Annotated in this window: 26 protein-coding genes and 1 pseudogene; 15 read left to right on the forward strand and 12 right to left on the reverse strand. The window is 44.5% G+C overall.

The window, feature by feature from the left end; all coding sequences use genetic code 11:
- The first annotated feature begins 248 nt into the window (after positions 1-248).
- From fahA to FTU54_RS10415, 7 genes are all read left to right on the forward strand, one after another.
- The gene (gene fahA / locus FTU54_RS10385) at positions 249-1,559 is read left to right on the forward strand and encodes a fumarylacetoacetase (protein ID WP_005179674.1); all 1,311 of its coding nucleotides are present in this window, start codon (positions 249-251) and stop codon (positions 1,557-1,559) included.
- Positions 1,546-2,184: a maleylacetoacetate isomerase gene (gene maiA, locus FTU54_RS10390; protein ID WP_104472661.1), complete on the forward strand. Its 639-nt coding sequence runs from the start codon at positions 1,546-1,548 to the stop codon at positions 2,182-2,184. Before fahA ends, maiA begins: the two co-directional genes overlap by 14 nt.
- Positions 2,185-2,209: 25 nt before the next feature.
- Entirely contained in the window at positions 2,210-2,785 is a 576-nt protein-coding gene (locus FTU54_RS10395) for a VOC family protein (RefSeq protein WP_180074725.1), read from the forward strand.
- 18 nt (positions 2,786-2,803) lie between these two features.
- Positions 2,804-3,505 (forward strand): CoA transferase subunit A, encoded by a 702-nt coding sequence (locus FTU54_RS10400; protein ID WP_180074726.1) that lies wholly within the window; start codon positions 2,804-2,806, stop codon positions 3,503-3,505.
- Between the two features lie 3 nt (positions 3,506-3,508).
- The gene (locus tag FTU54_RS10405) at positions 3,509-4,156 is read left to right on the forward strand and encodes a 3-oxoacid CoA-transferase subunit B (protein WP_160241080.1); all 648 of its coding nucleotides are present in this window, start codon (positions 3,509-3,511) and stop codon (positions 4,154-4,156) included.
- A 450-nt stretch (positions 4,157-4,606) separates the two neighbouring features.
- Positions 4,607-6,109: an outer membrane protein transport protein gene (locus FTU54_RS10410; protein WP_180074727.1), complete on the forward strand. Its 1,503-nt coding sequence runs from the start codon at positions 4,607-4,609 to the stop codon at positions 6,107-6,109.
- A gap of 309 nt (positions 6,110-6,418) precedes the next feature.
- The gene (locus tag FTU54_RS10415) at positions 6,419-7,549 is read left to right on the forward strand and encodes an OmpP1/FadL family transporter (RefSeq protein ID WP_180074728.1); all 1,131 of its coding nucleotides are present in this window, start codon (positions 6,419-6,421) and stop codon (positions 7,547-7,549) included.
- Positions 7,550-7,612: 63 nt separating this feature from the next.
- On the opposite strand, the gene thrH is transcribed toward FTU54_RS10415, so the two are convergent.
- Positions 7,613-8,230: a bifunctional phosphoserine phosphatase/homoserine phosphotransferase ThrH gene (gene thrH, locus FTU54_RS10420; RefSeq protein WP_180074729.1), complete on the reverse strand. Its 618-nt coding sequence runs from the start codon at positions 8,228-8,230 to the stop codon at positions 7,613-7,615.
- A 202-nt stretch (positions 8,231-8,432) separates the two neighbouring features.
- Here thrH and FTU54_RS10425 point away from each other — a divergent pair, with 202 nt between their 5' ends.
- Both FTU54_RS10425 and FTU54_RS10430 read left to right on the forward strand, forming a co-directional pair.
- Positions 8,433-9,167, forward strand: a complete 735-nt coding sequence (locus FTU54_RS10425; RefSeq protein WP_180074730.1) for a phosphoadenylyl-sulfate reductase — start codon at positions 8,433-8,435, stop codon at positions 9,165-9,167.
- 163 nt (positions 9,168-9,330) lie between these two features.
- On the forward strand, positions 9,331-10,722 hold the full coding sequence (locus FTU54_RS10430) for a wax ester/triacylglycerol synthase family O-acyltransferase (protein ID WP_180074731.1): 1,392 nt from the start codon (positions 9,331-9,333) through the stop codon (positions 10,720-10,722).
- A 109-nt stretch (positions 10,723-10,831) separates the two neighbouring features.
- On the opposite strand, the gene FTU54_RS10435 is transcribed toward FTU54_RS10430, so the two are convergent.
- The 6 genes from FTU54_RS10435 to FTU54_RS10460 form a co-directional block, all read right to left on the reverse strand.
- Positions 10,832-11,005, reverse strand: coding sequence for a PA1571 family protein (locus FTU54_RS10435; RefSeq protein ID WP_005179698.1), 174 nt, complete (start codon positions 11,003-11,005; stop codon positions 10,832-10,834).
- A 132-nt stretch (positions 11,006-11,137) separates the two neighbouring features.
- A complete protein-coding gene (gene rng / locus FTU54_RS10440) occupies positions 11,138-12,592 on the reverse strand; it encodes a ribonuclease G (RefSeq protein ID WP_075168139.1) in 1,455 nt (484 codons plus the stop codon).
- Between the two features lie 40 nt (positions 12,593-12,632).
- Positions 12,633-13,202, reverse strand: a complete 570-nt coding sequence (locus FTU54_RS10445; protein WP_180074732.1) for a Maf family nucleotide pyrophosphatase — start codon at positions 13,200-13,202, stop codon at positions 12,633-12,635.
- Positions 13,187-13,681, reverse strand: coding sequence for a rod shape-determining protein MreD (gene mreD / locus FTU54_RS10450; RefSeq protein WP_168382557.1), 495 nt, complete (start codon positions 13,679-13,681; stop codon positions 13,187-13,189). Before mreD ends, FTU54_RS10445 begins: the two co-directional genes overlap by 16 nt.
- Entirely contained in the window at positions 13,668-14,525 is an 858-nt protein-coding gene (gene mreC, locus FTU54_RS10455) for a rod shape-determining protein MreC (protein WP_005179707.1), read from the reverse strand. The genes mreD and mreC overlap by 14 nt, the downstream gene beginning before the upstream one ends.
- A gap of 16 nt (positions 14,526-14,541) precedes the next feature.
- On the reverse strand, positions 14,542-15,588 hold the full coding sequence (locus FTU54_RS10460) for a rod shape-determining protein (RefSeq protein ID WP_005179708.1): 1,047 nt from the start codon (positions 15,586-15,588) through the stop codon (positions 14,542-14,544).
- 132 nt (positions 15,589-15,720) lie between these two features.
- On the opposite strand from FTU54_RS10460, the gene gatC reads away from it, so the two are divergent.
- The 3 genes from gatC to gatB are packed head-to-tail and all read left to right on the forward strand — an operon-like array spanning position 15,721 to position 19,038.
- Entirely contained in the window at positions 15,721-16,035 is a 315-nt protein-coding gene (gatC, locus tag FTU54_RS10465; RefSeq protein WP_005179709.1) for an Asp-tRNA(Asn)/Glu-tRNA(Gln) amidotransferase subunit GatC, read from the forward strand.
- Positions 16,036-16,084: 49 nt separating this feature from the next.
- A complete protein-coding gene (gene gatA, locus FTU54_RS10470; protein WP_180074733.1) occupies positions 16,085-17,563 on the forward strand; it encodes an Asp-tRNA(Asn)/Glu-tRNA(Gln) amidotransferase subunit GatA in 1,479 nt (492 codons plus the stop codon).
- Positions 17,563-19,038 carry an Asp-tRNA(Asn)/Glu-tRNA(Gln) amidotransferase subunit GatB gene (gene gatB, locus FTU54_RS10475; protein WP_180074734.1) on the forward strand — a complete coding sequence of 492 codons (1,476 nt, stop codon included), beginning with the start codon at positions 17,563-17,565 and terminating at the stop codon, positions 19,036-19,038. Before gatA ends, gatB begins: the two co-directional genes overlap by 1 nt.
- A gap of 47 nt (positions 19,039-19,085) precedes the next feature.
- Here gatB and FTU54_RS10480 read toward each other — a convergent pair whose 3' ends face one another.
- Positions 19,086-20,057 carry a hypothetical protein gene (locus FTU54_RS10480; RefSeq protein WP_180074735.1) on the reverse strand — a complete coding sequence of 324 codons (972 nt, stop codon included), beginning with the start codon at positions 20,055-20,057 and terminating at the stop codon, positions 19,086-19,088.
- A gap of 135 nt (positions 20,058-20,192) precedes the next feature.
- Between FTU54_RS10480 and FTU54_RS10485 the strand changes: the two genes are divergently transcribed.
- Positions 20,193-20,798 (forward strand): hypothetical protein, encoded by a 606-nt coding sequence (locus tag FTU54_RS10485; protein ID WP_180074738.1) that lies wholly within the window; start codon positions 20,193-20,195, stop codon positions 20,796-20,798.
- A 122-nt stretch (positions 20,799-20,920) separates the two neighbouring features.
- Here the strand turns inward: FTU54_RS10485 and FTU54_RS10490 are convergent.
- A pseudogene (locus tag FTU54_RS10490) lies at positions 20,921-21,160 on the reverse strand (hypothetical protein); the annotation flags it as partial.
- 170 nt (positions 21,161-21,330) lie between these two features.
- Between FTU54_RS10490 and FTU54_RS10495 the strand changes: the two are divergent.
- Positions 21,331-21,909 carry a DJ-1/PfpI family protein gene (locus FTU54_RS10495; protein ID WP_005399998.1) on the forward strand — a complete coding sequence of 193 codons (579 nt, stop codon included), beginning with the start codon at positions 21,331-21,333 and terminating at the stop codon, positions 21,907-21,909.
- A gap of 173 nt (positions 21,910-22,082) precedes the next feature.
- Here the strand turns inward: FTU54_RS10495 and FTU54_RS10500 are convergent, their stop codons facing one another.
- The 3 genes from FTU54_RS10500 to sbmA form a co-directional block, all read right to left on the reverse strand.
- Positions 22,083-22,577 (reverse strand): hypothetical protein, encoded by a 495-nt coding sequence (locus tag FTU54_RS10500; protein WP_180074736.1) that lies wholly within the window; start codon positions 22,575-22,577, stop codon positions 22,083-22,085.
- Between the two features lie 135 nt (positions 22,578-22,712).
- On the reverse strand, positions 22,713-23,678 hold the full coding sequence (locus FTU54_RS10505; protein WP_180074737.1) for a hypothetical protein: 966 nt from the start codon (positions 23,676-23,678) through the stop codon (positions 22,713-22,715).
- A 230-nt stretch (positions 23,679-23,908) separates the two neighbouring features.
- The gene (gene sbmA, locus FTU54_RS10510; protein ID WP_168414451.1) at positions 23,909-25,105 is read right to left on the reverse strand and encodes a peptide antibiotic transporter SbmA; all 1,197 of its coding nucleotides are present in this window, start codon (positions 25,103-25,105) and stop codon (positions 23,909-23,911) included.
- Positions 25,106-25,480: 375 nt separating this feature from the next.
- Here sbmA and FTU54_RS10515 point away from each other — a divergent pair, with 375 nt between their 5' ends.
- Positions 25,481-25,678: a hypothetical protein gene (locus FTU54_RS10515; RefSeq protein ID WP_005179730.1), complete on the forward strand. Its 198-nt coding sequence runs from the start codon at positions 25,481-25,483 to the stop codon at positions 25,676-25,678.
- Positions 25,679-25,870 lie beyond the last annotated feature (192 nt).

A 25,870-nucleotide genomic window follows, 5' to 3' on the forward strand; every position in this document is an offset into this window, starting at 1 on the left:
TAAACGACATTTCATGTCGTGTCGCTTATATCTCTGACCTGAAAGACAGAGGTTTACGCTCCATTTGATAAATGCATCTCTGCAGAATTCTTTTATTTACATTTTTACGATATTCGTAATTTAATTAACTATTGTGTAATTAATAAAAATGAGTATGATGAGATTTATGACAAAAATCAAGTGATCCAGATCACTCCCCCAGATCGAAAACACTGGACCGTTTTCATCGAGATATGCAGGAACCCCATATGACTCAGCAAGCATTTGTAGACGTTGCAGCACATTCAGATTTCCCGATTCAGAACCTGCCGTATGGCGTATTTAGCGAAAGCCCAACGGGCCATCGCCGTATTGGTGTAGCCTTAGGTGAATGGGTGGTGGATTTGGCCATGCTGGAAGCGAACGGTTTTCTCAGCATTCAGGCCGGCGAAAGTTATTTTAATCAGCCGACCTTGAATAAATTTATTGAATCGGGTCAACACAACTGGCGCAAAATCCGTCAGGAATTACAAAGCCTGCTGTCTGCCGACAACCCGACATTACGTGACAATGACAGTTTACGTGCACAGGCTTTCTTCGCTCAGGCAGAAGTGCATATGCATCTGCCGGTACATATTCCGGGCTATACCGATTTCTATTCATCTAAAGAACATGCCACCAATGTCGGCTGCATGTTCCGCGATCCAAAAAATGCGCTATTACCGAACTGGTCAGAATTACCGGTCGGTTATAATGGCCGCGCCAGTTCTGTGGTGGTGAGTGGTACACCGGTGGTACGCCCATCTGGCCAGATCAAGTTACCAAATGCCGAACGTCCAATTTTCTCGGCTTGCCGTAAACTCGATTTTGAACTGGAAACCGGCTTTATTGTTGGCAAACCCAACAAACTGGGTGAACCAATCTCAATTGAGAATGCTTGGGAGCATATTTTTGGCATGGTGCTGTTCAATGACTGGTCAGCACGTGATATCCAGCAATGGGAATATGTGCCTTTAGGGCCCTTTAATGCCAAGACCTTTGCTTCATCCATTTCACCATGGATTGTGACCATGGAGGCGCTGGAACCGTTTAAAACCCGTACCCCGGTGCAAGAGCCACGTCCCCTGGCCTATTTACGTGAAGAACAGGTCGATAACAGCTATGACATCCATTTGTCGGTTGAGCTCAAAGCCGCACAATCGGAACAGAGCGATGTGATCTGCCAGACCAACTTTAAATATATGTACTGGTCGATGGCACAGCAACTGACCCATCACACTGTTTCAGGCTGTAATGTTCAGGTTGGCGATTTAATGGGTTCCGGCACCATTTCTGGTCCAACGCCGGATTCTTATGGCTCCTTGCTGGAACTGACCTGGAACACCAGCAAACCGTTAACTTTGGCCAACGGTCAACAGCGTGGTTTCCTAGAAGATGGCGACACGCTAATCATGAAAGGCTACTGTGAAAAAGATGGCCTGCGCATTGGCTTTGGTGAAGTCAGCGGCACCGTCTTGCCTGCAGTGCAATTTAACTTTGCCACAGATGAAGCGCAGGATGCTGCCCATGAAACTGTATAGTTATTTTCGCAGTTCAGCTGCTTACCGGGTGCGGATTGCGCTGAACCTGAAGGGCTTAAAAGCTGAGATTATTCCGGTACATTTGCTAAACAATGGCGGCGAACAGCATCAGCCTGCCTATCGTCAAATCAACCCAAGCGGCCTGATTCCGGCCTGGGTGGAGGATGATTTTCAGCTGAGCCAGTCGCTGAGCATTCTGGAATATCTGCAAGAAAAATATCCGCAGCCAGCCCTGTTACCGGCCGATCTACAGCAACGCGCCAAAATCCGCGCCTTTTGCCAGAGCATTGCCTGCGATATTCATCCGATTAATAACCTGCGCGTGCTGCAATATTTAAGCGGAACGCTACAACTCAGCGATGAACAGAAAACGGCATGGTATCAGCATTGGGTGACTTTGGGCTTTCAGAGTCTGGAGGCACAATTGACCGATTCCAATGGCCGTTTCTGTTTTGGCGATCAGCCCACTTTTGCAGACTGCTGCCTGATTCCACAGGTCTATAACGCCCAGCGCTTTCATGTCGATTTAACCGACTTTCCAAAAATTGCCGCGATTTATAGCCATTGTTTCACTCTGCCTTCATTTCAACAGGCCGCACCCGAAGCACAGGCAGATGCCGCTTAAGATTCATCAATAAGGATATTGAACCATGACCATTCAAATTGAAAAAATTCACCACGTTGCCTATCGCTGTAAAGATGCCAAAGAAACCGTCGAGTGGTACAAAAAAAACCTGAATATGGACTTTATTCTGGCTTTTGCCGAAGACTATGTACCGTCGACCAAAGCCTTTGACCCATACATGCATTTATTCCTGGATGCCGGCAATGGCAATGTACTGGCCTTTTTTGAACTGCCGACCCAGCCAGAAATGGGCCGTGATGAAAACACCCCGAAATGGGTGCAGCATATTGCCCTGAAAGTCAAAGACCGCGCTGCACTGCTCGAAGCCAAAGCGCATCTGGAAGCCAATGGTGTCGAGGTTTTAGGCGTGACCAATCATGGCATTTTCCATTCAATTTACTTTTTTGATCCGAATGGCCATCGTCTGGAACTGGCCTACGATGATGAAGCTGCGCCAGAAAAAATCGCCCTGATTACCGAAGACATGAAGCATGAAATGCTGGAGCAATGGAGCGAAACCAAACGCGCGCCGCATCATACCCATTTCCTGCATGCCTCCGAGTTAGACAACAACGCTGGCAGTGCCAAAGTCGACAGCTAAACAAGCAGGTTAAAACAGATGAATAAAGTAGTAGCAACTGCTGAGCTGGCGTTGGCCGATGTGGTGGCCGATCATCAAACGCTCGCGGTAGGTGGTTTTGGCCTCTGTGGCATTCCTGAAGCCTTAATTGAAGCGCTAAAAAATACCGGAGTGACTGGACTGACCTGTATTTCCAACAATGCTGGGGTCGATGATTTTGGTTTGGGCAAACTGCTACAGACCAAACAGATTAAAAAGATGGTCTCCTCCTATGTTGGTGAAAATAAGGAATTTGAACGCCAGTATTTAAGTGGTGAACTGGAAGTGGAACTACCCCCTCAAGGCACACTGGCAGAAAAATTACGTGCTGGCGGCGCGGGGATTCCGGCATTTTATACACAAACCGGGGTCGGCACGCTGATTGCCGAAGGCAAAGAAGTTCGTGAATTTGAAGGAAAATCCTATATTCTGGAACACGCCTTAACTGCCGATGTTGCATTAATTAAAGCTTACAAGGCAGATAAAGCCGGAAATTTAATATTCCGCAAAACTGCCCGTAACTTTAATCCTGAATGTGCCATGGCCGGCAAATTTACCATTGCGGAAGTCGAGCAGATTGTGGAAATCGGCGAGCTGGACCCGGACGAGATCCATCTGCCTGGAATTTATATCAACCGTGTGGTACTGAACAGCACACCCGAAAAACGGATTGAACAGATGACCTTAAAGGCGGAGGCTTAAACCATGGCATGGACGCGAAATGAAATGGCCCAGCGTGCTGCGCTTGAGCTGCAAGATGGCTTTTATGTTAATTTAGGGATTGGCCTGCCCACCCTGGTTGCTAACTATATTCCAGAACATATCAACGTCTGGCTACAGTCTGAAAATGGCCTGCTGGGCATTGGTGAGTTTCCGACTCAGGACACGGTTGATCCCGATCTAATTAATGCCGGGAAACAGACTGTAACCGCACAAGCGGGTGCATCATTTTTCTCGAGCGCAGAGTCCTTCGCTATGATTCGTGGGGGGCATGTCAATATTGCCATTTTAGGTGCCATGGAGGTGTCGGAACGTGGCGATCTGGCTAACTGGATGATTCCAGGTAAAAAAGTCAAAGGCATGGGCGGCGCCATGGATCTGGTGGTTGGGGTACAGAAAGTCGTGGTGCTCATGGAACACTGTGCTAAAGATGGCAGCCCAAAACTACTTTCCGAATGTAGTCTACCCCTGACCGGTCAAGGCGTCGTCAACCGGATTATTAGTGATCTCGGCGTGATTGATGTGACTGAACAGGGCTTAAAGCTCGTAGAACTGGCCAAAGATGTGACTGTTGCACAAATTCAGGCTGCTACAGGGGCTAAGCTAATCACAACAGGACTAGATGCAGCTTAAATTCCACCGATCAGGAGCAGCCACATAGCTGCTTCTGTTTTTAACCCACTAATCACCTGATTTTTAAGAGCACGCCGGTTTCTAAAATTTTGAATTAAATCTCAAAAATTATAGTTTCAAATAAATAAGCCTCAAATTTTCAACCACCAAAATTGATCAAATTTCACTCAAATAGAATATGCAAAAAATATCTATTTTTATTATTTTCTTTTTATTTATCAAATATTAATAAGCAAGAAATAAAATAAATTTAGAGTTTAAGCTCTAAGCAGGCTGATTTTTATACGCAATAATCCATATAGAGCATTTACTCTTATTTTAATTGTGCTATTTTTGTCACATGGAGTAACAAAGGATTTCAGTGATAAAACACTGATCTCTCCAGAGTCAACAAACAAACAAGCATCAGAAAATTTTGTTAAAACTTTGTGCATCAAGGGAAAATGAAGAATGAAATTAAAAACGCTTAGCGCAGCAATGATTTTGGCGACAGTACCAATGACGGGTGCTTTTGCCGCAGCTCTAGATCGTTCTGGCCAATCTATGGCTGCATTTTTACAACCAGGTAACTATTTTGAAGCAGGGATTTCTGTATTAGACCCAAAAGTTACTGGTAAAGAAGCTGGTACTAGTAACACTAGTCGCCACATCGGTGACATGGCAGATGATTATTATTTCCCAAGTGCTGCTTTAAAACTGCAACCAACTAAAAACTTCTCATTTGGTATTTTATACGATCAACCATATGGAGCAAATGCCGCATATAGCGGAAATAACATCTTTGTTTCCGATGCAACAAATACAATTCTTGATCCCGCTGCCCTCGCTGGAATTCGCCAAGAAACTATTGATACTGCCTTTAATAGTCTAACACCAGAACAACGAGTTGGCGCAGCATTACAAGCTCAAGGAGTTGATTTAACAACGGCAACAGGACAAGCTCAATATGCCGCCACTTTAACCGCATACAACACTATTGATGCAGTAAAAGAACAAATTGATGCAGGTGTTCTCGCTGGAGTAGAAGCTCAAGTTGATGCAGGATTGGCCAATGTCAATGGTTTACTGGGTGTAGGCAATACTCAAGTTGAAGTTGATACTCAAAACCTATCGTTTGTAATGGGTTATCAACCGACTGAGAACTGGAATATTTATGGTGGTGCTGTTTATCAAACTATTAAAGGTAATGTATCTTTACGTGGTCAGGCATACAGCCTATACAATGGCTATGATGCCTCCATTCCAGAAGACAGCGCTGTAGGTTGGTTAGCAGGTATTGCTTATCAAATTCCTGAAATTGCATTAAAAGCATCCCTAACGTATCGCTCAGAGATTGATCACAACGTTAATATTAATGAGAATATTCCTACCCTTCCTGCTTTAGCACTTTTAGATGGAGGTGCTGAAGCAGCAGCAGCTATTGCAGCGGCAAGTGGTGAAACTAAAATTACTACACCTCAATCTGTTAATCTAGATTTCCAGACAGGTATTATGGCCAATACTGTTGCCTTCGCAAATGTACGTTGGGTAGATTGGTCTAACTTCTCAATTCGCCCATATAAGTTCGGTTTAATTTCCGAAGCAGTTGGCCCTATCGTTGAACGTCCTAATGGCTTCAATCTAGTTGAGTATGAAGATGACCAAATTTCTGCAACTGTAGGTGTTGGTCGCAAATTAAATGACCAATGGGCAGGTAACGTATCTGTAGGATGGGATTCTGGCGCAGGTAACCCTGTATCAACTCTTGGTCCTACTGAAGGTTATTGGAACGTGGGTCTAGGGGTTCAATACTCACCTGCACCAAACTACTTTATTGCAGGTGGTGTAAAATACTTCATGTTGGGTGATGCTAAAGCCCAAACAGGTGCTCAAGCAGGCAGTTCTGATTATGTTGCAGAGTTTGAAGACAACGATGCATGGGCATACGGCTTAAAAATTGGTTACCGATTCTAATCTCTTAGTTTTCAAAGGAGCCACCCTTCGGGGTGGCTTTTTTGCACTTAAAACCCACTCGTTTTTATACAAGTGTTAATTAAATGTTTAAATTAAAAGCAATTAAACTCATATTTACCCAAGCATTACCCTAAAAAATTATTTAATAAAATTCAATTACTTAAGATCAAAAAATAGTACTTTTACTCTAATCAACTGCTATTTATAACTTATTCAGTTCATTTATTCTGCGAAGTTGAGCATTTACTCTTTTTTTATATGTGTTACTTTTCCTGCACGTTTTGTTACATAAAGCATCAGGGAACGACCATGAAGCTCAATAAAATCTATTCGGCTATTTTACTTAGCACTCTCCCACTTACACCTGCGCTTGCTGCTGGCTTAGACCGTTCTGGTCAATCTATTGCTGCATTTTTACAACCGGGTAATTATGCAGAAGCAGGTATTTCAATTTTAGATCCCAAAGTTCAATCTAATCAATTGAAAGTTAACGATATGGCAGAAGATTATTATTTCCCTTCTGCTGCGATTAAAGTACAAGCAACTGATAAAATATCTCTAGGTCTAATTTATGATCAACCTTATGGTGCAGATTCTAACTATCAAGCTGTAGGTCCTCTTTCTATTTTCTCTCAAGGGAATGAGTCAACTTCTGTAGAAGTAAAAACACATAATGTAACTGCACTTATTGGCTACCAACCTACAGAAAACTGGAATTTCTACGTGGGTCCTGTTTATCAAACCGTACAAGGTACAGTATCTTTACGTGGACTTGCGTACGGGGGTGCTTCTAAACTTGGCAGCTACGACATTAATTTAAAAGAAGATGAAGCATACGGTTGGCTTGCTGGTTTTGCTTATCAAATTCCTGAAATCGCGTTAAAAACTGCGATTACCTATCGTTCAGAAATCAAACATGAACTTGATACTACTGAAACTTTTGGGTTTGGTGCAATTCAACGACCAAATGCACTCACTGAAGTTGTAACTCCGCAATCAGTAAACATTGATTTTCAAACAGGTGTTGCAGCCAACACTTTAGCTTTTGCCAATATCCGTTGGGCACATTGGGATCAATTTGCGGTCACACCAAAGTTTTTAAATGCAGCTTCTGGCAATAACCTTATTGACTATTCAGATGATCAATGGTCTGCAACCGTAGGCGTGGGTCGCAAGTTTAATAGTCATTGGTCTGGTTCTGCTTCTGTAGGTTATGACTCTGGTGCGGGTAACCCTGTCACCACTTTAGGTCCAACAGAAGGTTATTGGAGTGTTGGCTTAGGTGGTCAATATAGCCCAGCAGAAAACTATTTTATTCAAGCTGGCGTAAAATATTTTTGGTTAGGTGATGCTCATGCTCAAACGGGTGGCAATATCGTGGGTGAATTTACCGATAACTACGCATTAGGTTATGGCTTAAAAATTGGCTACCGCTTCTAAATTTTCAAAACCAAGTATAACAAAGGGCATCAAATGATGCCCTTTGTTATATTCAACTTCAGATTAAGCTGGAATATCACGCACAGAAGCTTTACGGATCGCTTCTTTTAGCGCTTCATAGCCATGAATGGCCGGGAACTGTGGAAATTCTGCAATCACATTTTCAGGTGCATCAAACAGGAAACCGGCATCGGCTTCGCCAAGCATGGTGGTGTCATTATAAGAATCGCCTGCGGCAATCACACGGAAATTCAAACCATGTAATGCTTTTACGGCCTGACGCTTCTGGTCAGGTTGACGCAGCTTGTACGCGGTAATCATGCCATTTTCATCTGCTTCTAGTTTATGGCAGAAAATTGTTGGCCAGCCCAGTTGCTTCATTAATGGGTGGGCAAACTCATAGAAGGTATCAGATAAAATAATCAGCTGGAAATGGGTACGTAGCCATTCCACAAATTCTTTAGCACCCGGAAATGGGCCCATATCGGCAATCACTTCCTGAATATCATTTAAACCCAAACCATGCTGTTTTAAGATATTCAAACGCTGTGTCATTAATACATCATAGTCAGGAATATCACGGGTTGTCGCTTCTAGCTCTTTAATCCCAGTTTTTTTTGCAAAGTTAATCCAAATTTCTGGAACCAACACACCTTCAAGATCAAGACATACAACTTCCATGAATGCTCCCCATATCTGTCATTGAAAAAAATTTGCTCTATCATAGACCAAGATCGTGCTTTTGACTTGTTCTTTTTTAAATCTATTTTTTTCATAAGCATTGATTTTTTAGTGATAAGTCGGTTTTGGCATTTCTATTAAAATACAGCCGAAATAAATTAATATAGGTTTTGTCATCTCCAAGCCTATAGCCAGGAATATTATGACTACCATTCCCACTATTGATCTCGTTGACGCGCTTGCCGCCGAATATGCAGATAAATCTCCAAGTGAAATTCTAAAACTGGCACTCAGCCAGCCAGGTGAAATTGCGATTTCCTTTTCAGGCGCTGAAGATGTGGTGCTGATTGATATGGCGGCCAATCTGGGTCTGCCTTTTCGTGTCTTTAGCCTGGATACCGGCCGTTTGCATGCCGAAACCTATCAATTTATTGAAACCGTTCGCAAGCACTATAATATTCCAATTGAAATCTGTTTCCCGGAAACTGAAGCGATTCAGCAACTGGTTAATGAAAAAGGCCTGTTCAGTTTCTACGCCGACGGTCATCAGGAATGCTGCGGCATCCGTAAGGTTCAGCCGCTGCGTAAAAAGTTGGCCACGCTAGATGGCTGGATTACCGGTCAGCGAAAAGACCAGAGTCCGGGCACGCGTAACGAGATTCCGGCGATTCAGGCTGACCCGGGTTTTTCTGGTCCTGGCAAACAGCTGATCAAGTATAATCCTTTGGCCAACTGGTCCAGTAGCGATGTCTGGAATTACATCCGTTTAATGGAAATTCCATATAATCCATTACATGAAAAAGGTTTTATTTCGATTGGCTGTGAACCGTGTACCCGTGCGGTGCTACCAAACCAGCATGAACGCGAAGGCCGCTGGTGGTGGGAAGATGCAACCCATAAAGAATGTGGACTTCACGCCGGAAATCTGAAAAAATAAATGCGCTAGACCACTGCCCAGCAGTGGTTTATTGTTTTACGCAACAGAATAAACAAAGTTCCGCGTTTATATGATAAACACTATATACTAAGTCAGTTCACCTATAATTCTAAAAAGCCGTTCCAATGAGGGTCGGTCATATTGCAGTGAGGCAATTAACGCTATGCGTCCATTACATCCGATTGATTTTATCTTTCTGTCTTTAGAAAAACGCCAGCAACCAATGCATGTTGGGGGGTTATTCCTATTTCAGATTCCAGAGAACGCACCTGAAACCTTTATTCAAGATCTGGTCGAAGACATCCGTAATTCTCAATCGATGCCGATTCCACCATTTAACAATAAATTAAATGGACTATTCTGGGATGAAGATCCTGAATTTGATCTGGACCATCATTTCCGTCATATCGCCCTGCCTCATCCGGGACGAATCCGTGAATTACTGACCTATATTTCTCAAGAACACAGCGCGCTGATTGACCGCGCCAAACCGCTGTGGACCTGTCATATTATTGAAGGGATTGAAGGCAACCGCTTTGCCATGTACTTCAAAATCCATCATGCTATGGTTGATGGCATTGCCGGCATGCGCTTACTGGAAAAATCGCTCTCACACGATCCAGATGCCAAAAGTATTGTACCGCCTTGGTGTGTAGAAGGCCGTCGCGCCAAACGCCTGAAAGAGCCGAAAGCCAGCCGCTTCAAGAATATTGCGGCAGGCCTGAAAAGCCAACTGGAAGCCACGCCACGAGTCATGTACGAGTTATCACAAACCGTAATGAAAGATATGGGCCGTAATCCGGATTATGTATCCAGCTTCCAGGCACCAAGTTCAATCCTGAATCAGCGCGTTAGTTCCTCACGCCGCTTTGCTGCACAGTCCTATGAGTTTGCCCGTCTGCATAAAATTGCCAAGGCCCTAGGCGTGACGATTAATGACATTGTGCTGGCCATCTGTTCAGGTGCCTTACGTGAATATTTACTCAGCCAGAATGCCCTGCCAAGAAAACCACTAATTGCCATGGTACCCGCGTCAGTCCGGAGCGATGATTCTGATGTATCCAACCGGATTACCATGATTCTGGCCAACCTGGCGACGCACAAGGACAATCCGCTGGAACGTCTCAGCATTATTCGCCGCAGCGTACTAAATGCCAAAGAACGCTTTAAACGCATGAATGCCAACCAGATTCTGAACTATAGCGCCTTTGTTTATAGCGCCGCCGGCCTAAACATTGTGTCTGGTTTAATGCCAAAACGTCAGGCCTTTAACCTGGTCATTTCCAATGTGCCGGGACCGCGTGAAGCGCTGTACTGGAATGGTGCCAAACTCGAAGCGCTGTATCCGGCTTCAATTGTGCTGGATGGTCAGGCGCTGAACATCACCATGACCAGTTATCAGGACAAGCTGGAAGTCGGTTTAACAGCCTGCCGCAATGCCCTGCCAAAAATGCAGAACCTATTACAGCATCTGGAAGATGAAATTCAGCATTTTGAACGGATTATTGAAACGGTAGATGTGACCTTGGACGAGGTGGAACAAAAAGTCAGTTGAAAGACTCGGCCCAGGCCGGAAGAATATCGAGATTCAGACGAAAAGTATGAATCTCTTTTTTAAAATTGTAATGATAAGAGAAAAAATTAAGGGGCTTTCAAAAGGCCCCTTAACTTTTAATGGTTCGACATTGTTTTAATAATTGCTGACAGACGGTGCGAATCATGGCGGTGGTAATTTGTACTTCTTTACCTTGCTCATCTACGATATACGCCGCACTGTGTACAGTTTTTGGTTCTAAAACTTTAAGACTTTTATTAATCACGACTTCGCTCATACCCATGATAGACCTCATTTTGCTGAAACCGTAAGGGAGATTACGGCTTTGGCTTTGGTGTATGCTTAGTATTGTGAATCTACCTAAAAAAGTAAAATTTCAGATGTAACAACTGTTTAGCGATATCCTGTTACAATTTCAACTTAAAATGATATCGTATTGCTCTTGCGTGTATAAATTTTCAACCTGGAATTTTATGACACGATTCACGAAATGCTCCAGATCCGCGACGGCTGGTGCTTCTGCGGTTAACAGCCGGTCAATCACCGATGGATGGGCAACGACAGTAAAGCCACGCTGAGATTCAAAGGCACGTGCATAGCGCATAATTTCTCGAAAAATCTCGTAACACACTGACTCGGCTGTTTTCACATAACCGCGGCCCTGACAGGTTGGACAAGACTCACACAGCAAATGTTCCAGAGATTCACGGGTACGCTTACGGGTCATTTCCACCAGACCCAGTTCAGACACCTGGGTAATTTTGGTTTTAGCATGATCGCGTTCCAGCATTTTCTCGAACTGGCCCATCACTTCTTCACGATGCTGTGCTTCCTGCATGTCAATAAAATCAATGATGATAATCCCGCCCAGATTACGCAGTCGCAACTGACGTGCAATCACCTGTGTGGCTTCCATATTGGTTTTAAAGACCGTGTCTTCCAGACTACGCCCGCCGACATAAGAACCGGTATTGATATCAATGGTGGTCATGGCTTCGGTCTGATCAATCATCAGATAGCCACCCGATTTCAGCGCGACGCGGGTTTGAAGCGCCTTCTGAATATCTTCTTCGACATTGTATAAATCGAACAGCGGCCGTTCGCCCGGATAATGCAACAAGCGGTTTTGCATATTCGGCACAAACTCATCGACAAAGTCTTTCAGCTTGGCATAGATTTCACGTGAATCGACATAGATTTTGGCAGTTTCTTCATTGGCCAGATCGCGAATCACACGCTGCGGTAAAGGTAGCTCTTCAAAAATTAAAGACGGCACCGCAATAATTTTCTGTTTACGCTGAATATGCTCCCACAGCTTGGCCAGATAGGCCATATCCTGGGCAATGGCGGCCTCTTCCACCCCTTCTGCGGCGGTACGGACAATCACCGAGCCCGGCAGTTTATGCTGTTTCTGAATCCGTTCAATCATCGAGCGTAAACGGTCACGCTCTTCATCCGATTCAATCCGCTGTGATACGCCAATATGACTGCCAAATGGCATCAATACCAGATAACGCGAAGGAATTGACAGATCGGTCGACAGGCGCGCACCTTTGGTACCGAGCATGTCTTTCATGACCTGCACGGTAAGGATTTGCCCCGGCTGTAACAGCTCGAAAACATTCGGGGTCGGCTGGCTGCGTGGCCAGACCATGTCATTGATGTGTAAAAAAGCGGTACGTGACAACCCAATATCGACAAAGGCGGCCTGCATGCCTGGCAGCACCCGTACCACTTTGCCTTTATAAATATTTCCTACTAAACCACGTTTGGCGGTACGTTCAACAAATAATTCATTGACCGTGCCGTTTTGAATTAACGCGACACGACATTCCATAGGCGTGACGTTAATCAACAACTCGTCAGACATAATACAACTCAAAGCCTTATAAAAATTCTTGTAGCAGCAGTTAATTTAGTGCCTTAACTGTCTGTAATAACTGTACGGTTTCATGCAGCGGCAATCCCACCACGTTGCTATAACTGCCTTCAATACGCGGGATATAACGTGCTGCAATGCCCTGTATGGCATAGGCTCCCGCCTTGCCCACCGGCTCTCCACTGGCCCAATAACACTCCATGTCACTCAGGCTCAGCGCTTGAAATTCAACCTGGGTACGTACCACTATACTGTATTTTTCTGCTTTTGTGCGTACGCAAACACCTGAAAATACATCATGTTTTCGACCGGAAATCTGCTGCCACATGGCAAAGGCATGCGCCTTGGATTCTGGTTTTCCTAAAATCTGCCCATCAATGCCCAAACTGGTATCAGCGGCAATCACAATCGCCTCTGGAAAACGTGCCAACACAGCATCAGCTTTGGCACAGGCCAGCCGCTCAACATACTGCTCAACTGGCTCATCTGGCAAAATAGACTCGTCGATGTCCGGGCTGTAAATCTCAAATTGCAGCCCCAACTGTTCAAGCAGCTCACGGCGTCGAGGTGAGCTGGAGGCCAGAATTATACGCTGCGCCATTTTCGTAGCAGATAATACAGCACCGGCCAGACCAGAATGCTGGACAGCACCGGTTGCCAGTGACGGGCAAATGGAAATTCAATACCGGCCATAACCTGTAACAGCCAGATCAGCGCCAGATGGACCACAATGGCAATACTGGCAATCACCCATAAATTGGCAAAAGTCATCACCCGACGTTCGCGGGTTAAAAAGCGCGCCACGAAGGTAATTAATACAAAACTTAAGGCATTCATGCCCAGCGGTGCATCCAGCAGCAAATCTGTAAACAGGCCGGTGCCAAAGGCAAACCAGACGCCGCACCAGGTCGGCTGGCTCATGACCCAGAACAGCATTACCATCATCATAAATACCGGACGCCAGCCCGATAAGCCATAAGACAAGGGATAAACCAGCAGCACCGAGGCAATAATGACCGAAAAAATAATCGGGAATAAAGGATCTTTGGGTTTGCGCTGGCCCATTTTAGCGATTGGCATGTGGCTGCTCCCGTGATAAGGATTCAGAGAATAACACTACCACATGATGTCCACCGGCCAGCTGTGCAGCAGGAATCACATCAATTTGCGCAAACTCGCCCGAGTTATGCCGGCTGACCTTGGAAATAGTTCCGACCAGATAACCTGCCGGGAAATGTTCACCGAGTCCGGAGCTATAGACTTTTTCACCGACTTTGATATTGGCGCTGGTCGGCACATATTCCATTTTTAAACGACCTAAGTCACCCGTACCCGAAACAATCGCGCGCATACCGGTATGTTCCAGACGTACCGACAGCGAATGTTCTTTATCAGACAGCAGCATCACCCGGCTACTGTGCGGATAGACATCAACAATCTGGCCCATAATACCGCGATCATCCAGCACGGTTTGCCCGACTTTGAGCTGACGGTTGGCGCCGCGGTTAATCACAATAATATGTCGTAGCGGATCGGCATCGGTCCCAATCACTTCGGCAATTTCCATGCGTCCGTCAATGATCAGTGGCGTATCGAGCAGGCCACGTAAACGGGTATTTTCGGCAGACAGTTCGGAGAGTTTTTGCAGGCGTACCTGTGCCTGAAGCAGCTCAGCCTGCATCGCGGTATTTTCACGACGCAGCTGGGCTTCAGATTTACTTTGTTGACTTAGCCATTCTCGCGACAACACCGGATAACTTGCCAGCGCATAAATCGGATTATATGCCGCGTACAAGAGATCCCTTGCCGGTTGAATTACATGCGGCATGCGCCAGTTAAAAAACAGCACCACCAGGCATGTAATGACCGCAATAATAAAGGAGCGAAAAGATGGCGGTTGTCTGGAAAACAGATGTGATTGCACCGCCGGGTCCTTTTGATTAGCCTACAAATAACATGTCATGGTTTGGATTATCAAAGAATTCCAGTACCTTGCCACCACCACGGGTGACACAGGTTAAAGGTTCTTCAGCCACAACCACTGGCAAGCCGGTTTCTTTGGCCAGCAGCTTGTCCAGATTACGCAGCAAGGCACCACCGCCGGTCAGGACAATACCGCGCTCGGCGATATCGGAAGATAATTCTGGTGGTGTTTGTTCCAGCGCCGATTTTACTGCGGACACAATATTTTGTAACGGGTCAGAAATCGCCTGAGTAATTTCATCAGAAGTCACGGTAATGGCACGTGGCACCCCTTCGGCCAGGTTACGGCCACGTACTTCAATTTCCAGAGGCTTCGCACCTTCTTCCGGAACTGCCATGCCCACTTCTTTCTTGATGGTTTCTGCTGTGGTTTCACCAATCACACAGCCATGCGCTTTACGGACATAGTTGATGATCTGCTCATCAAACACATCGCCCCCAATACGCAGTGAATCTGCATAGACACAACCTTGTAGCGAAATAATCGCAATTTCAGTTGTACCACCGCCCACATCGACCACCATCGAACCACACGCCTGCTCAACCGGCATACCGGCACCAATTGCTGCAGCCATCGGTTCTTCAATTAAACGGACATCACGCGCACCGGCATTAAACACTGCCTCACGAATGGCGCGACGTTCAACCAGCGTCGATTTGCATGGCACACACACCACCACGCGCGGTGCAGGCGGAAACAGGCGCTTTTCATGCACTTTACTGATGAACTGGTTCAGCATGGTTTCAGTCACTTCAAAGTCGGCAATGACGCCGTCTTTCATTGGACGAATGGCAGAAATATTGGCAGGTGTACGACCCAGCATCTGTTTAGCATCCAGACCGACTGCGGCAACGATTTTCTGTGAACCGCTGTGACGAATTGCCACAACCGTCGGTTCATTTAATATAATGCCTCGTCCTGGCGCATAAATAAGTGTATTTGCTGTACCTAAATCAATGGCTAGATCTGGTGAAAACAAGCCAATTAGTCGTTTTAGAATCACGGAGTCGTTCTCGATTAAACTTTATGTGGACGCAAGTTGGCAACTTTAACTAAATGTGATGCTTTGGACAAGTCAATCGCTTATTATAACGCACGATATTTTGAAAATTTTTAATACTGATTAGGTGATGTTATGTCTACATCGGATGCACAGCATTCTGCAGATTTAAATGCACAAACAGTTTCAGCAATCGCCAATCTTGCTCGGTTGTCGCTCAATGATACGCAATCTGCTGAATATGCTCAAAGTCTAAATAAAATTTTAGGCATGATGGAAACCTTAAAAGGCATCGATACCGATGGCGTTGAGCCACTCAAAAGCCCATTTGACCACCCTCAACCGCTACGTGAAGATGTGGTGTCTGAAGATAACCATCGTGAGGAATATCAGGCCGTTGCACCTGCCGTGCAGGACGGTTTGTATCTGGTACCACGCGTAATTGAATAATTTTTTCAGCGCTCATCTTTTTGTTGAATTCAGGTAAAGAATATTTCTCATGACAGATTTACATCGCTTATCCATTCGTGAACTGACTGAGGGTTTAGCCAATGCAAAATTCTCTGCTCGCGAATTGACCGAACATTATTTAAAACGCATCGAAAAAATTGATGCCCAGGTCAATGCCTATGTCACCGTAACTGCGGAACAGGCGCTGGCCCAAGCCGATGCTGCCGATGCGTTGCGTCAAGCTGGCGGCGCTGGTGTGCTGACCGGTGTGCCTATTGCGCATAAAGATATTTTCTGTACCCAAGGCATTAAAACCACCGCTGGTTCTAAAATGCTGGATAATTTTATTTCACCTTACGATGCTACGGTGGTTGCCAAAGGTAAAACTGCTGGCTTAGTCACTTTAGGTAAAGTGAACATGGACGAATTCGCAATGGGTTCGACCTCGGAAAGCTCATACTTTGGCGCAACCAAAAACCCGTGGGCACTGGATCGTGTACCGGGTGGTTCTTCAGGTGGTTCGGCTGCGGTGGTCGCGGCTGATCTGGCGCCATTTGCAACTGGTACCGATACCGGTGGTTCGATTCGTCAGCCAGCTTCTTTCTGTGGCTTGACCGGTTTGAAACCAACCTATGGCCGTGTATCGCGTTTCGGTATGATCGCTTATGCATCATCACTGGACCAAGGCGGTCCAATGGCACGTTCTGCGGAAGACTGTGCGTATCTGATGAACGTGATGGCGGGTCATGATGCCAAAGACTCAACGTCAGTCGAGAAAGATGTCGATGATTACGTGGCAAATCTAAACGGTACATCGTTAAAAGGTTTACGTATTGGCATTCCAAAACAGTACTTTAATGTTGCCGGTCTGGCCACAGATGTAAAAGCGCGCGTTGAAGAATCGCTGAAAAAATTAGAAGAGATGGGTGCCATTCTGGTTGAGGTTGATCTCAACATGACGGAAGCCTATGTACCAACCTATTACCTGATTGCACCAGCAGAAGCATCTTCTAACCTGTCACGTTATGACGGCGTACGTTATGGCTATCGCTGTGAAGATCCAAAAGATATTCTGGACCTGTACAAACGTTCTCGTTCAGAAGGTTTCGGTGCTGAAGTACAGCGCCGTATCCTGATTGGTACCTATGCCCTGTCTGCCGGTTATTACGATGCCTACTATGTAAAAGCGCAGAAAGTCCGTCGTTTAATTCAGCAAGACTTCCTGAAAGCCTTTGAACAGGTGGATGTGATTGCTGCGCCATCTGCACCGACTACCGCCTATAAAGTGGGTGCTGACCTGACTCCGGTAGAAATGTATCTGGGTGATATTTACACCCTTGCGGTGAACCTGGCCGGTCTGCCTGCCATTAATGCCCCTGTTGGTTTTGACCAGAACAACCTGCCAGTTGGCTTACAGCTGATTGGTAATTACTGGTCAGAATCTCAATTGTTGTCTGTGGTGCACCAGTACCAACAAGCCACCAATTGGCATACACAACGTGCGGCAATTGCTGAGGAGAACGCATAATGGCGAAGAATAACGCGAAACCAAAATCTAACCTGATTGATGGCTGGGAAGTTGTCATTGGGATCGAGATTCACACCCAGCTTGCGACCAACTCTAAAATCTTCTCCGGTTCATCAACCGAGTTTGGTAATGATCCAAATACTCAGGCCAGCCTTGTAGATTTGGCCATGCCGGGCGTATTGCCAGTATTAAACAAAGAAGTCGTTGATCTTGCGATTCGTTTTGGTCTGGGGATCGATGCATATATCGATCAGGCTTCTGTATTCGCGCGTAAAAACTACTTCTACCCGGATTCTCCAAAAGGCTACCAGATCAGCCAGATGGACAACCCGATTGTGGGATTGGGTCATATCGACATCCAGCTTGAAGATGGCACCACCAAACGCATTGGCGTAACCCGTGCGCATTTAGAGGAAGATGCAGGTAAATCGATCCATGACCAATTCGAAGGCATGTCAGGCATCGACTTAAACCGTGCAGGAACACCTCTTCTAGAAATCGTATCTGAACCCGATATGCGCTCTGTTGAAGAAGCGGTTGCCTACATTAAAGCGATTCATACTTTGGTGCGTTGGTTAGGGATCTCTGACGGTAACATGGCAGAAGGTTCGTTCCGTGCGGACTGTAACGTGTCTTTACGTCGTCCGGGTCAACCGTTCGGTACACGTTGTGAATTGAAAAACTTGAACTCATTCCGTTTCATTGAACAGGCGATCAATGTTGAAATTGAACGTCAAATGGAAATTCTGGAATGGGACGGCACTATCGACCAAGAAACTCGTCTGTTCGACCCTGTGAAGATGGAAACCCGTTCAATGCGTTCTAAAGAAGAAGCGAATGATTACCGCTACTTCCCTGATCCAGACTTGTTGCCTGTGGTGATTCCAGATGCGCAAATCGAAGCGATTAAAGCGCAAATGCCTGAGCTTCCTGCTGCTCGTCGTGCGCGTTTCGTGGCTGACTTCGGTGTGACTGAGTATGATGCTCACGTACTGACACTGACTCGTGAAATGTCAGAGTTTTACGAAGATGTGGTGAAAGCTGCTGGCGGTGCTGCACAAGGTAAGATTGCGGCAAACTGGGTAATGGGTGAATTCTCAGGTGCTTTAAATAAAGCAGGCTTAGATTTGGCCGATTCTCCTGTATCTGCGGAAAAACTTGGCGGTATGATCGCGCGTATTGTCGATAACACCATTAGCGGTAAGATTGCTAAACAGGTGTTCGGCTTTATGTGGGACGAAGGCAAAACTGCGGACGAGATTATTGCTGAGAAAGGCTTGAAACAGGAAACCGATACAGGTGCGATTGAAGCAATCATTAAAGAAGTACTTGCTGCCAACGAGAAGATGGTTGAAGAGTATAAATCTGGTAAAGAGAAAGCCTTTAACGGTCTGGTTGGTCAAGTGATGAAAGCATCACGTGGTAAGGCAAACCCTGCTCAAGTGAATGAATTGATGAAGAAATTGATTGGCTGATACTAATTAGTTTTGGATTAAAAACCCGCTTTAGAGCGGGTTTTCTTTTAAATACTTAAATCTAAACCACTAGGCGTAAAGTAGTAATCACCAATTACTGGCATTATGTAATTACCACCCTCATTCATCCAACCTAAGCGATAGCCAAAATATTGCAAGCCAGTCTTCATAGTGGCTGCGCCACCAACTCTACAAAATTGTTTGTCAACAGTAATAGTTTGTGCATAACTTCCAATCGTTGCCATATAGTTTTCTTCGTCTACAATACTTCTTATTACCTCATTTGGTATTCTCCAATATTTCAACTTATTGGAATTATCTAAATTACTCATTTTTTCATTGATTAATTCAGATATTTGTTCTTTTTTATCACCTAATAATAAATATTGAATATCATCCGAGTTTTCATCAAAAACTATTCTTTCAATACGGCTATTAAAACAATCCATTTGATCTTTTTTAGCTTGAAACTCTAAGTCGCTCAATGTCTCATGAATCACATTAAATGCCTTGAATTTCTCTTCTTTTATGCAATAACCAAATATTGCTATTTCAAACTTTTCGGGTCTATTACAAGTGTTTTGCACATGGGAATACATAACTTGCTTTGCAATATTTTGAATTACATTAATGACATGTTCCATTGTAGGTAACCTTGATCTAAGGTTCTCATTAAATTGATTTACTGTTGTGAATTGCTCTAACAACTTATCAGGAGATTTATCTTCATGCTCATGCGTAATAGACAAATGCCCAAAGAGAAAATCAACTACATTTTTGACTGCCATACATAAAGTCACATTTCCAGCTATACCCATCCCATAACTGTGAATTTTAGAATAGTTCAACCGCAATACATGCGTAGATACCCTTAATTCCAACTCATAAAGTTTAGGAAAAATTTCAAGACTTCGTTTAATCCCATTTTCGGTTTTATAAGATATACGACTATCCGCAACACCCCAAATATTTCCATCATTACCATTCTCTTTATTTAACCAAATTACTACTGATGTCACTTTATTCTCCATATGATGTTTTTTAATTAAATTTCTATATATTACTCATTAATGGAAACCAACAGGGAGAGTTAAATATTTAAATTTCAAAACTTTAGTCATACAATCAATCAAACACCTTACATCAAAAACAACATATCCATCAAAAAAGTATCCTCAATTGCCAAACTTGAAGACTTAGGACGCATCCAACTTTCAAAGTCATTTTTTATGCGTGACTTCCTCTATAGCGAAATCGCCAATTGGTACGGTATCCCTAACTTTCCAGACCATCCTGAGATTGCCATTCGCACAGGAAAAGAACTCTGCCAACAATTACTCGAACCACTACAAGAAAAGTTTGGGCGTATCGCTATTCGTTCAGCCTATCGCTCACCAAGCGTCAACCAACTCGGCAATGAAAAAGGTCATAACTGCGCAAGCAACGAGAAAAATTTTGCCAGTCATATTTGGGACTACCCCGATGCTAAAGGCTATGGGGCAACGGCATGTATTGTGATTACATCATTCTTAGAACTGTATGAAAAAGACCAATCCAACTGGCAACAGCTTGCCTATTTGATTCATAACAATCTGAACTATAGCCATCTACAATTTTTCCCAAAACTTTGTGCTTTTAATATTGGCTGGCATGAACAGCCTGCACGAGAAATTTATAGCTATATTCAGCCTAAAGGCTATTTATCACATGGTGAAGCAGCGCATGAAAAATTTGAAAAGTTTTATCCTAATTTATTGTAATGCCCCCTCATCCCCCCTTGCGCAACAGTGTTGCTCATCCCATAAGAAGAAGGAACTTTCATTACAAATTAAATGTCATAATTAGAGTAATGAAGATTCCCTCTCTGTTAGAAGAGATAAAACTACCTCACCACACCCAACTTATTCCAAATCTCAGGTGTCAAAAACGTCGTCACCATCTTGTTTAAATCCACATAACGCAACAAACCATTCAACTGCTGCTTTACTTCAGTATTCTTTACAATTTCCTCGCCTGTAATGCGCCCCAACTGCTGAAAACTCTCGCCAACCGCTTGAATGCCATCTGCCTGAATCACGGCTTTGGTCTGTGCTGAATATTGCTCAACCAGAATTCGCTGTAACGCCTACACCACGTTTTATCTAGTAGCTACTTGCTTCCTGTATTCCATTTCAAACAAAAAACCTTTACGACTAAAGACAGCAAACCACCACTTAAAGATAACATCTGAACTGTGCTATTTTAGATCAAAATTGAACATAAATATCTACAAACAATAAAGAGGGTTTAAAGATGTCAAAACAAATTTTAATGCTCGTCGGTGACTATGCTGAAGACTATGAAACCATGGTGCCTTTTCAGTTTTTAACAGGTCTCGGTTATACCGTACACGCGGTCTGCCCCGATAAAAATGAAGGTGAAAGCATCGCTACAGCTATTCATGACTTTGAAGGCGAGCAAACCTATAGTGAAAAACGCGGTCATAACTTTGCCATCAACTACAACTTTGAAGCGGTACACACTGCGGACTATGTCGGTTTAGTCATTCCCGGTGGACGTGCGCCCGAATATTTACGCATGAATGAACGTATCCTTGAGATTGTGCGTGAGTTTGATGCTGCGAAAAAACCAATTGCAGCAGTTTGTCATGGTGCACAAATTCTTGCGGCAGCCGATGTACTCAAAGGTCGTACTTGTTCCGCTTACCCTGCCTGTGCAGCCGAGGTGAAACTTGCAGGCGGAACTTACGCAGACATTGAAGTAACTGAAGCTGTAACTGATGGACACTTGATCACAGCGCCGGCTTGGCCTGCACACCCTGCTTGGATGGCACAGTTTATTCAAGCTTTAGGGGCGACTGTGACGATTTAATTGTGTTGTTCCTCAAGTGAATCTTTTATGAGATGACCTATCAGCCTTTAGATTCAAAAATAAAAAAAGCTCCTTTGATTCAAGGAGCTTTTTTAATGGCTTTTTTTATAACATTAATGCTTTCGATTCAGTTTATAAATCGCTCTCACTATTCATAATCTTCAAAGGCCGAACTACCTCGTTACACCCAACTTATTCCAAATCTCTGGGGTTAAAAAAGTCGTGACCAATTTATTCAAATCCACATAACGCAGTACGCCTTGCAACTGCCCTTTCACTTCAGGGTTCTTTAAAATTTCCTCACCCGTAATCTGTCCAAGCTCCTGAAAACTGTCTCCAACCGCTTGTATACCTTCAGCTTGAATCACTGCTTTAGTCTGAGCTGAACATTGCTCTACCAAAATACGTTGTAAAACGGTTGCCAGCTTTTGATCTAAAGCCTGTTTTTGTTCTGGCGTTACCTGACTCAAGTGTTTCAAATCCGGATGTGCAGATAGCGCAACAAAGGTCCACTGTAATACCGCAGTTTTATCAGTTACCGTGGTCGACTTCACCAGACAGTCACTCAACTGATCAACGGCCGGACCAGCCGTACTCACTTGTGAGCAACCCAATAGCGCAATCGCTAGACTCCATCCTCGTAGCTGCTTTAGACTCAACTGCATCATGTTATACCTCGCCAACATCGACTCATCCCAGAAATAGCCTATTTGTAGCATGCAAGCAGCAATCTCACCTGTTATGACTATGTAACGCGCATAAAAAAGGAGAAGTGATGTGCTTCTCCTTATTACTTATACTGACTATTTCATTTGCCTGAGCATACGCTTGGCACCGGCATGATTATACTGGTTGGCCAGCTCCTGTAAAATCCGTTTGGCCCGGGCTTTGGGCTGGGAAAAACGGTTACTAAAACTCGGCACAGCGCTTAAGCAACGCGCCAGTAAAATCCCCGATTCAGCATAGACATTCCGCGCATTGGTGCCCTGTAAACGGCCATAATTATAGGCCCGCTGTGCGCTGTTACAGGCATTTAACTCATTGCGGCCGCTGTTTAAATCACGGCGGGCAGCGACATAATATTTCATCTGCTGCTGTTGTGGGGTTGCAGCCACCACAGGTGCTGCTTTTACGGGTGCAGGGGTTTTCTCGGCTGGAAGTTCCGGTGTTTCTTTTGGTTCGGGCTCTTTGGCAACAGCTTTAGTGTTTTTATTATTCCGATTGGTATTCGTATTAGCCTTCTTGCTGCTGGAAGATGCCGAACGATAAAAACGCCGTGCTTCATCTTCCGTCATGACTTGAGTAAGTAAATGCACAATGCGGACTTCACCCTGGCCATCGCGTTTACGCTCGCTGACCGGCTCGATTGAAACAATCCAGTCCGGGCCATTTTTTCTGACACAGCGATAGGCACCAATGCCCTGATTAACATCGCGATAAGTCGCCAACAGTTTTTTGGACCAGCTATTTTTCAGCATCGACATCGTGCTTTTATAGGCCAGTTTTAAATGCCCTTGCTGCGACTGACAATAGCTGCCCATATATTTGCGCGGAATCAGCGATTCTGCCGCCAGCTCTTTACGCTGCGGTCCCCAGTCATACACATAGGCTTTGGCTGAACCATTGGTCTGATTCAGATTTTTTTTCGCAATCAGCTCTTGTGGCGAAGCAAAGTGCTTCAAGGCATCTGGACTAAAACTCTCTACACTGACACAGCCCGAAAAGACGACACCGACCCCAGCCAACATCATGAAGGTTTTGACATTCACGTCTTTATTCTCTATTTTTCCCCACTCAAAACATAGCTCAAATAGGCGCAAATAACAAATCTAGCCAATTGATTTTACTTGATATTTCTCGTTTATTTATTACTACTGCCCCGCACTATCATCTGATAAATGCAAAATATCCAGAGTTTTAACAACGAAACCTGAACGCCTTAACACTTTCATCCGATCATTAAAAAACCCGCCTTAACAGCGGGTCAGTTGGGAATGACTTAATCATCCAGGGTCGATTCAAAGGCTTTTAAACGTTTATAAATCGACAGCAGTTCAATAATGGTTGGCCAGGAGGCAATTAAATACTGGAACGATTCACGTACCTTACCGAACACGTTACCAATCTGCATCATCAGGCCAAGGGTAATCGCTCCAGCAGCAATACTTGGGAACAGCACAAACAGACCGTAAATATTGTCCAGCTGCATGTACCAGATTCGTACCAGGTTGAAATAGGCATAATGGAAATACAGGCGGAAATAGTTCAGACGAACCTTGCTAAACAGCTCTTTCAAAGTCAGCGGATCGGCACGCTCGGCATGATCTTCCCCATAGACCAGTTCTTTACGATAAGCCGCTTCCACCTTCTGGTTGTTAAACTCCAGTCCTGGCAGTTTATAACCGACCACCATCAGCAGTACGGTACCAAACACCGCCCAACCAATTGCCGCCCACACCAGCGCATAAGGAATTTCCCCCAGAATTGGCAGGGTTTTCACATGGCTCGATAGCGTTACCAAAACCGGTAAAAAGGCAATCAGGGTAATGAGCGCTTCAATCAGACTGACGCCCAGACCTTCGGTGGTACGGGCAAAGCGCATGGTATCTTCCTGAATACGCTGCGATGCCCCTTCAATATGACGTAAGCGGTCCCAGTAGGTGGTGTAATAATTGTTCATTGCCGTCCGCCAGCGGAACACATAGTGGCTGACAAAGAACAGGTTAAATACCGAAACCGTCACCGCCACAATTGCCACATACAAAAAGGTCATGATCTCGGCATAGAGGTTATTCACATCACCGCCGCCATTGCTCAGCATTTGCTGAATCAGGTCATAAAACGGGCTGTACCAGGCGTTAATGACCACGCTCACCTGCACCCAGAACCAGATATTAAACAGAATGAAAGATGAGCCCCATACCGACCAGCGCTGCCAGGGATTATCCGATTGAATCCGCCAGAAAATTGCAAAAATGGCTGTGGCCAGAAAATACCAGAGATAGAACCAGAGAAATGCCGGTGACCAGAAACGGCTAACCCCAATCGGGAGTTCTGCTTCATGATAGCCTTCAGGCAAACCGATGAGGGTGCCCCAGCCTTGTCCACCGGAATACCACAGCACCAGATTAAGAATGAACCAGAGTAACAGCGAACTAAAAAACCATTTCGGATGTGGAAAAAATGACTTAAACATGCAGTGTTCTATTTCCTTTATTCTTTTCAAGATGTTGAAAAGCAGCGTTTACAACATTGCAGCGTGCAATGCGCCACGCGATGACTTCAACATGAGCAATATACAAGATTTCCCCGACAGCGCATGTACTTTTCAGTACCGATTTTTCCGCTGACCAGTATTTAAAGCAATATAAAACCCCAATACTCCCCCTGACTATTTTCAGTAAAACAATAAAAAATCAAGAGCTTAAAATACCAATTTTTAGACTAAAAATTTAACTTTATTTTTTAAAATATCAATTACTTATTTATAATCTGACAAATAAAACCCATATTCCCGACCAGACAATGCTAAGATAAATATGTGATACATAATACATTTTTGAGGGAAATCATGATGGAAGTGAAAGCTGTTGAACTTATTCAGCCTCTGGTACTTGAGAAAGAGAACTGCCCACCTATCCATTTTGAGACAGGCACTATTTTAAAAGTTCTGATGACCACGCCAACAGCGTATCTGGTCACCGCCGACACTGAATTTAATTTCACCATTTCATTTCAAGATGAAAACAAGGTCTGGCGCAAGCTTTAGTCCTCATTCCAAGCGCGATTCTTATCTCCATTCAGGCTGCCTGTTTTTTTTGCAGATATAAAACCTGAGATACCGTCTTGGTAGTCAATCAGGTTTTGAGATTATTCGACCAATAAATAATCTCTTTGATAGGCAGTCTGATGTTTTAAAACGCCATAACACAGATGTATAAGCTTGCGCATTGCAGCACCT

Origin of the sequence: Acinetobacter sp. YH12116, from assembly GCF_013418895.1 — a bacterium.
GTDB classification, from domain to species: Bacteria; Pseudomonadota; Gammaproteobacteria; order Pseudomonadales; family Moraxellaceae; genus Acinetobacter; species Acinetobacter indicus.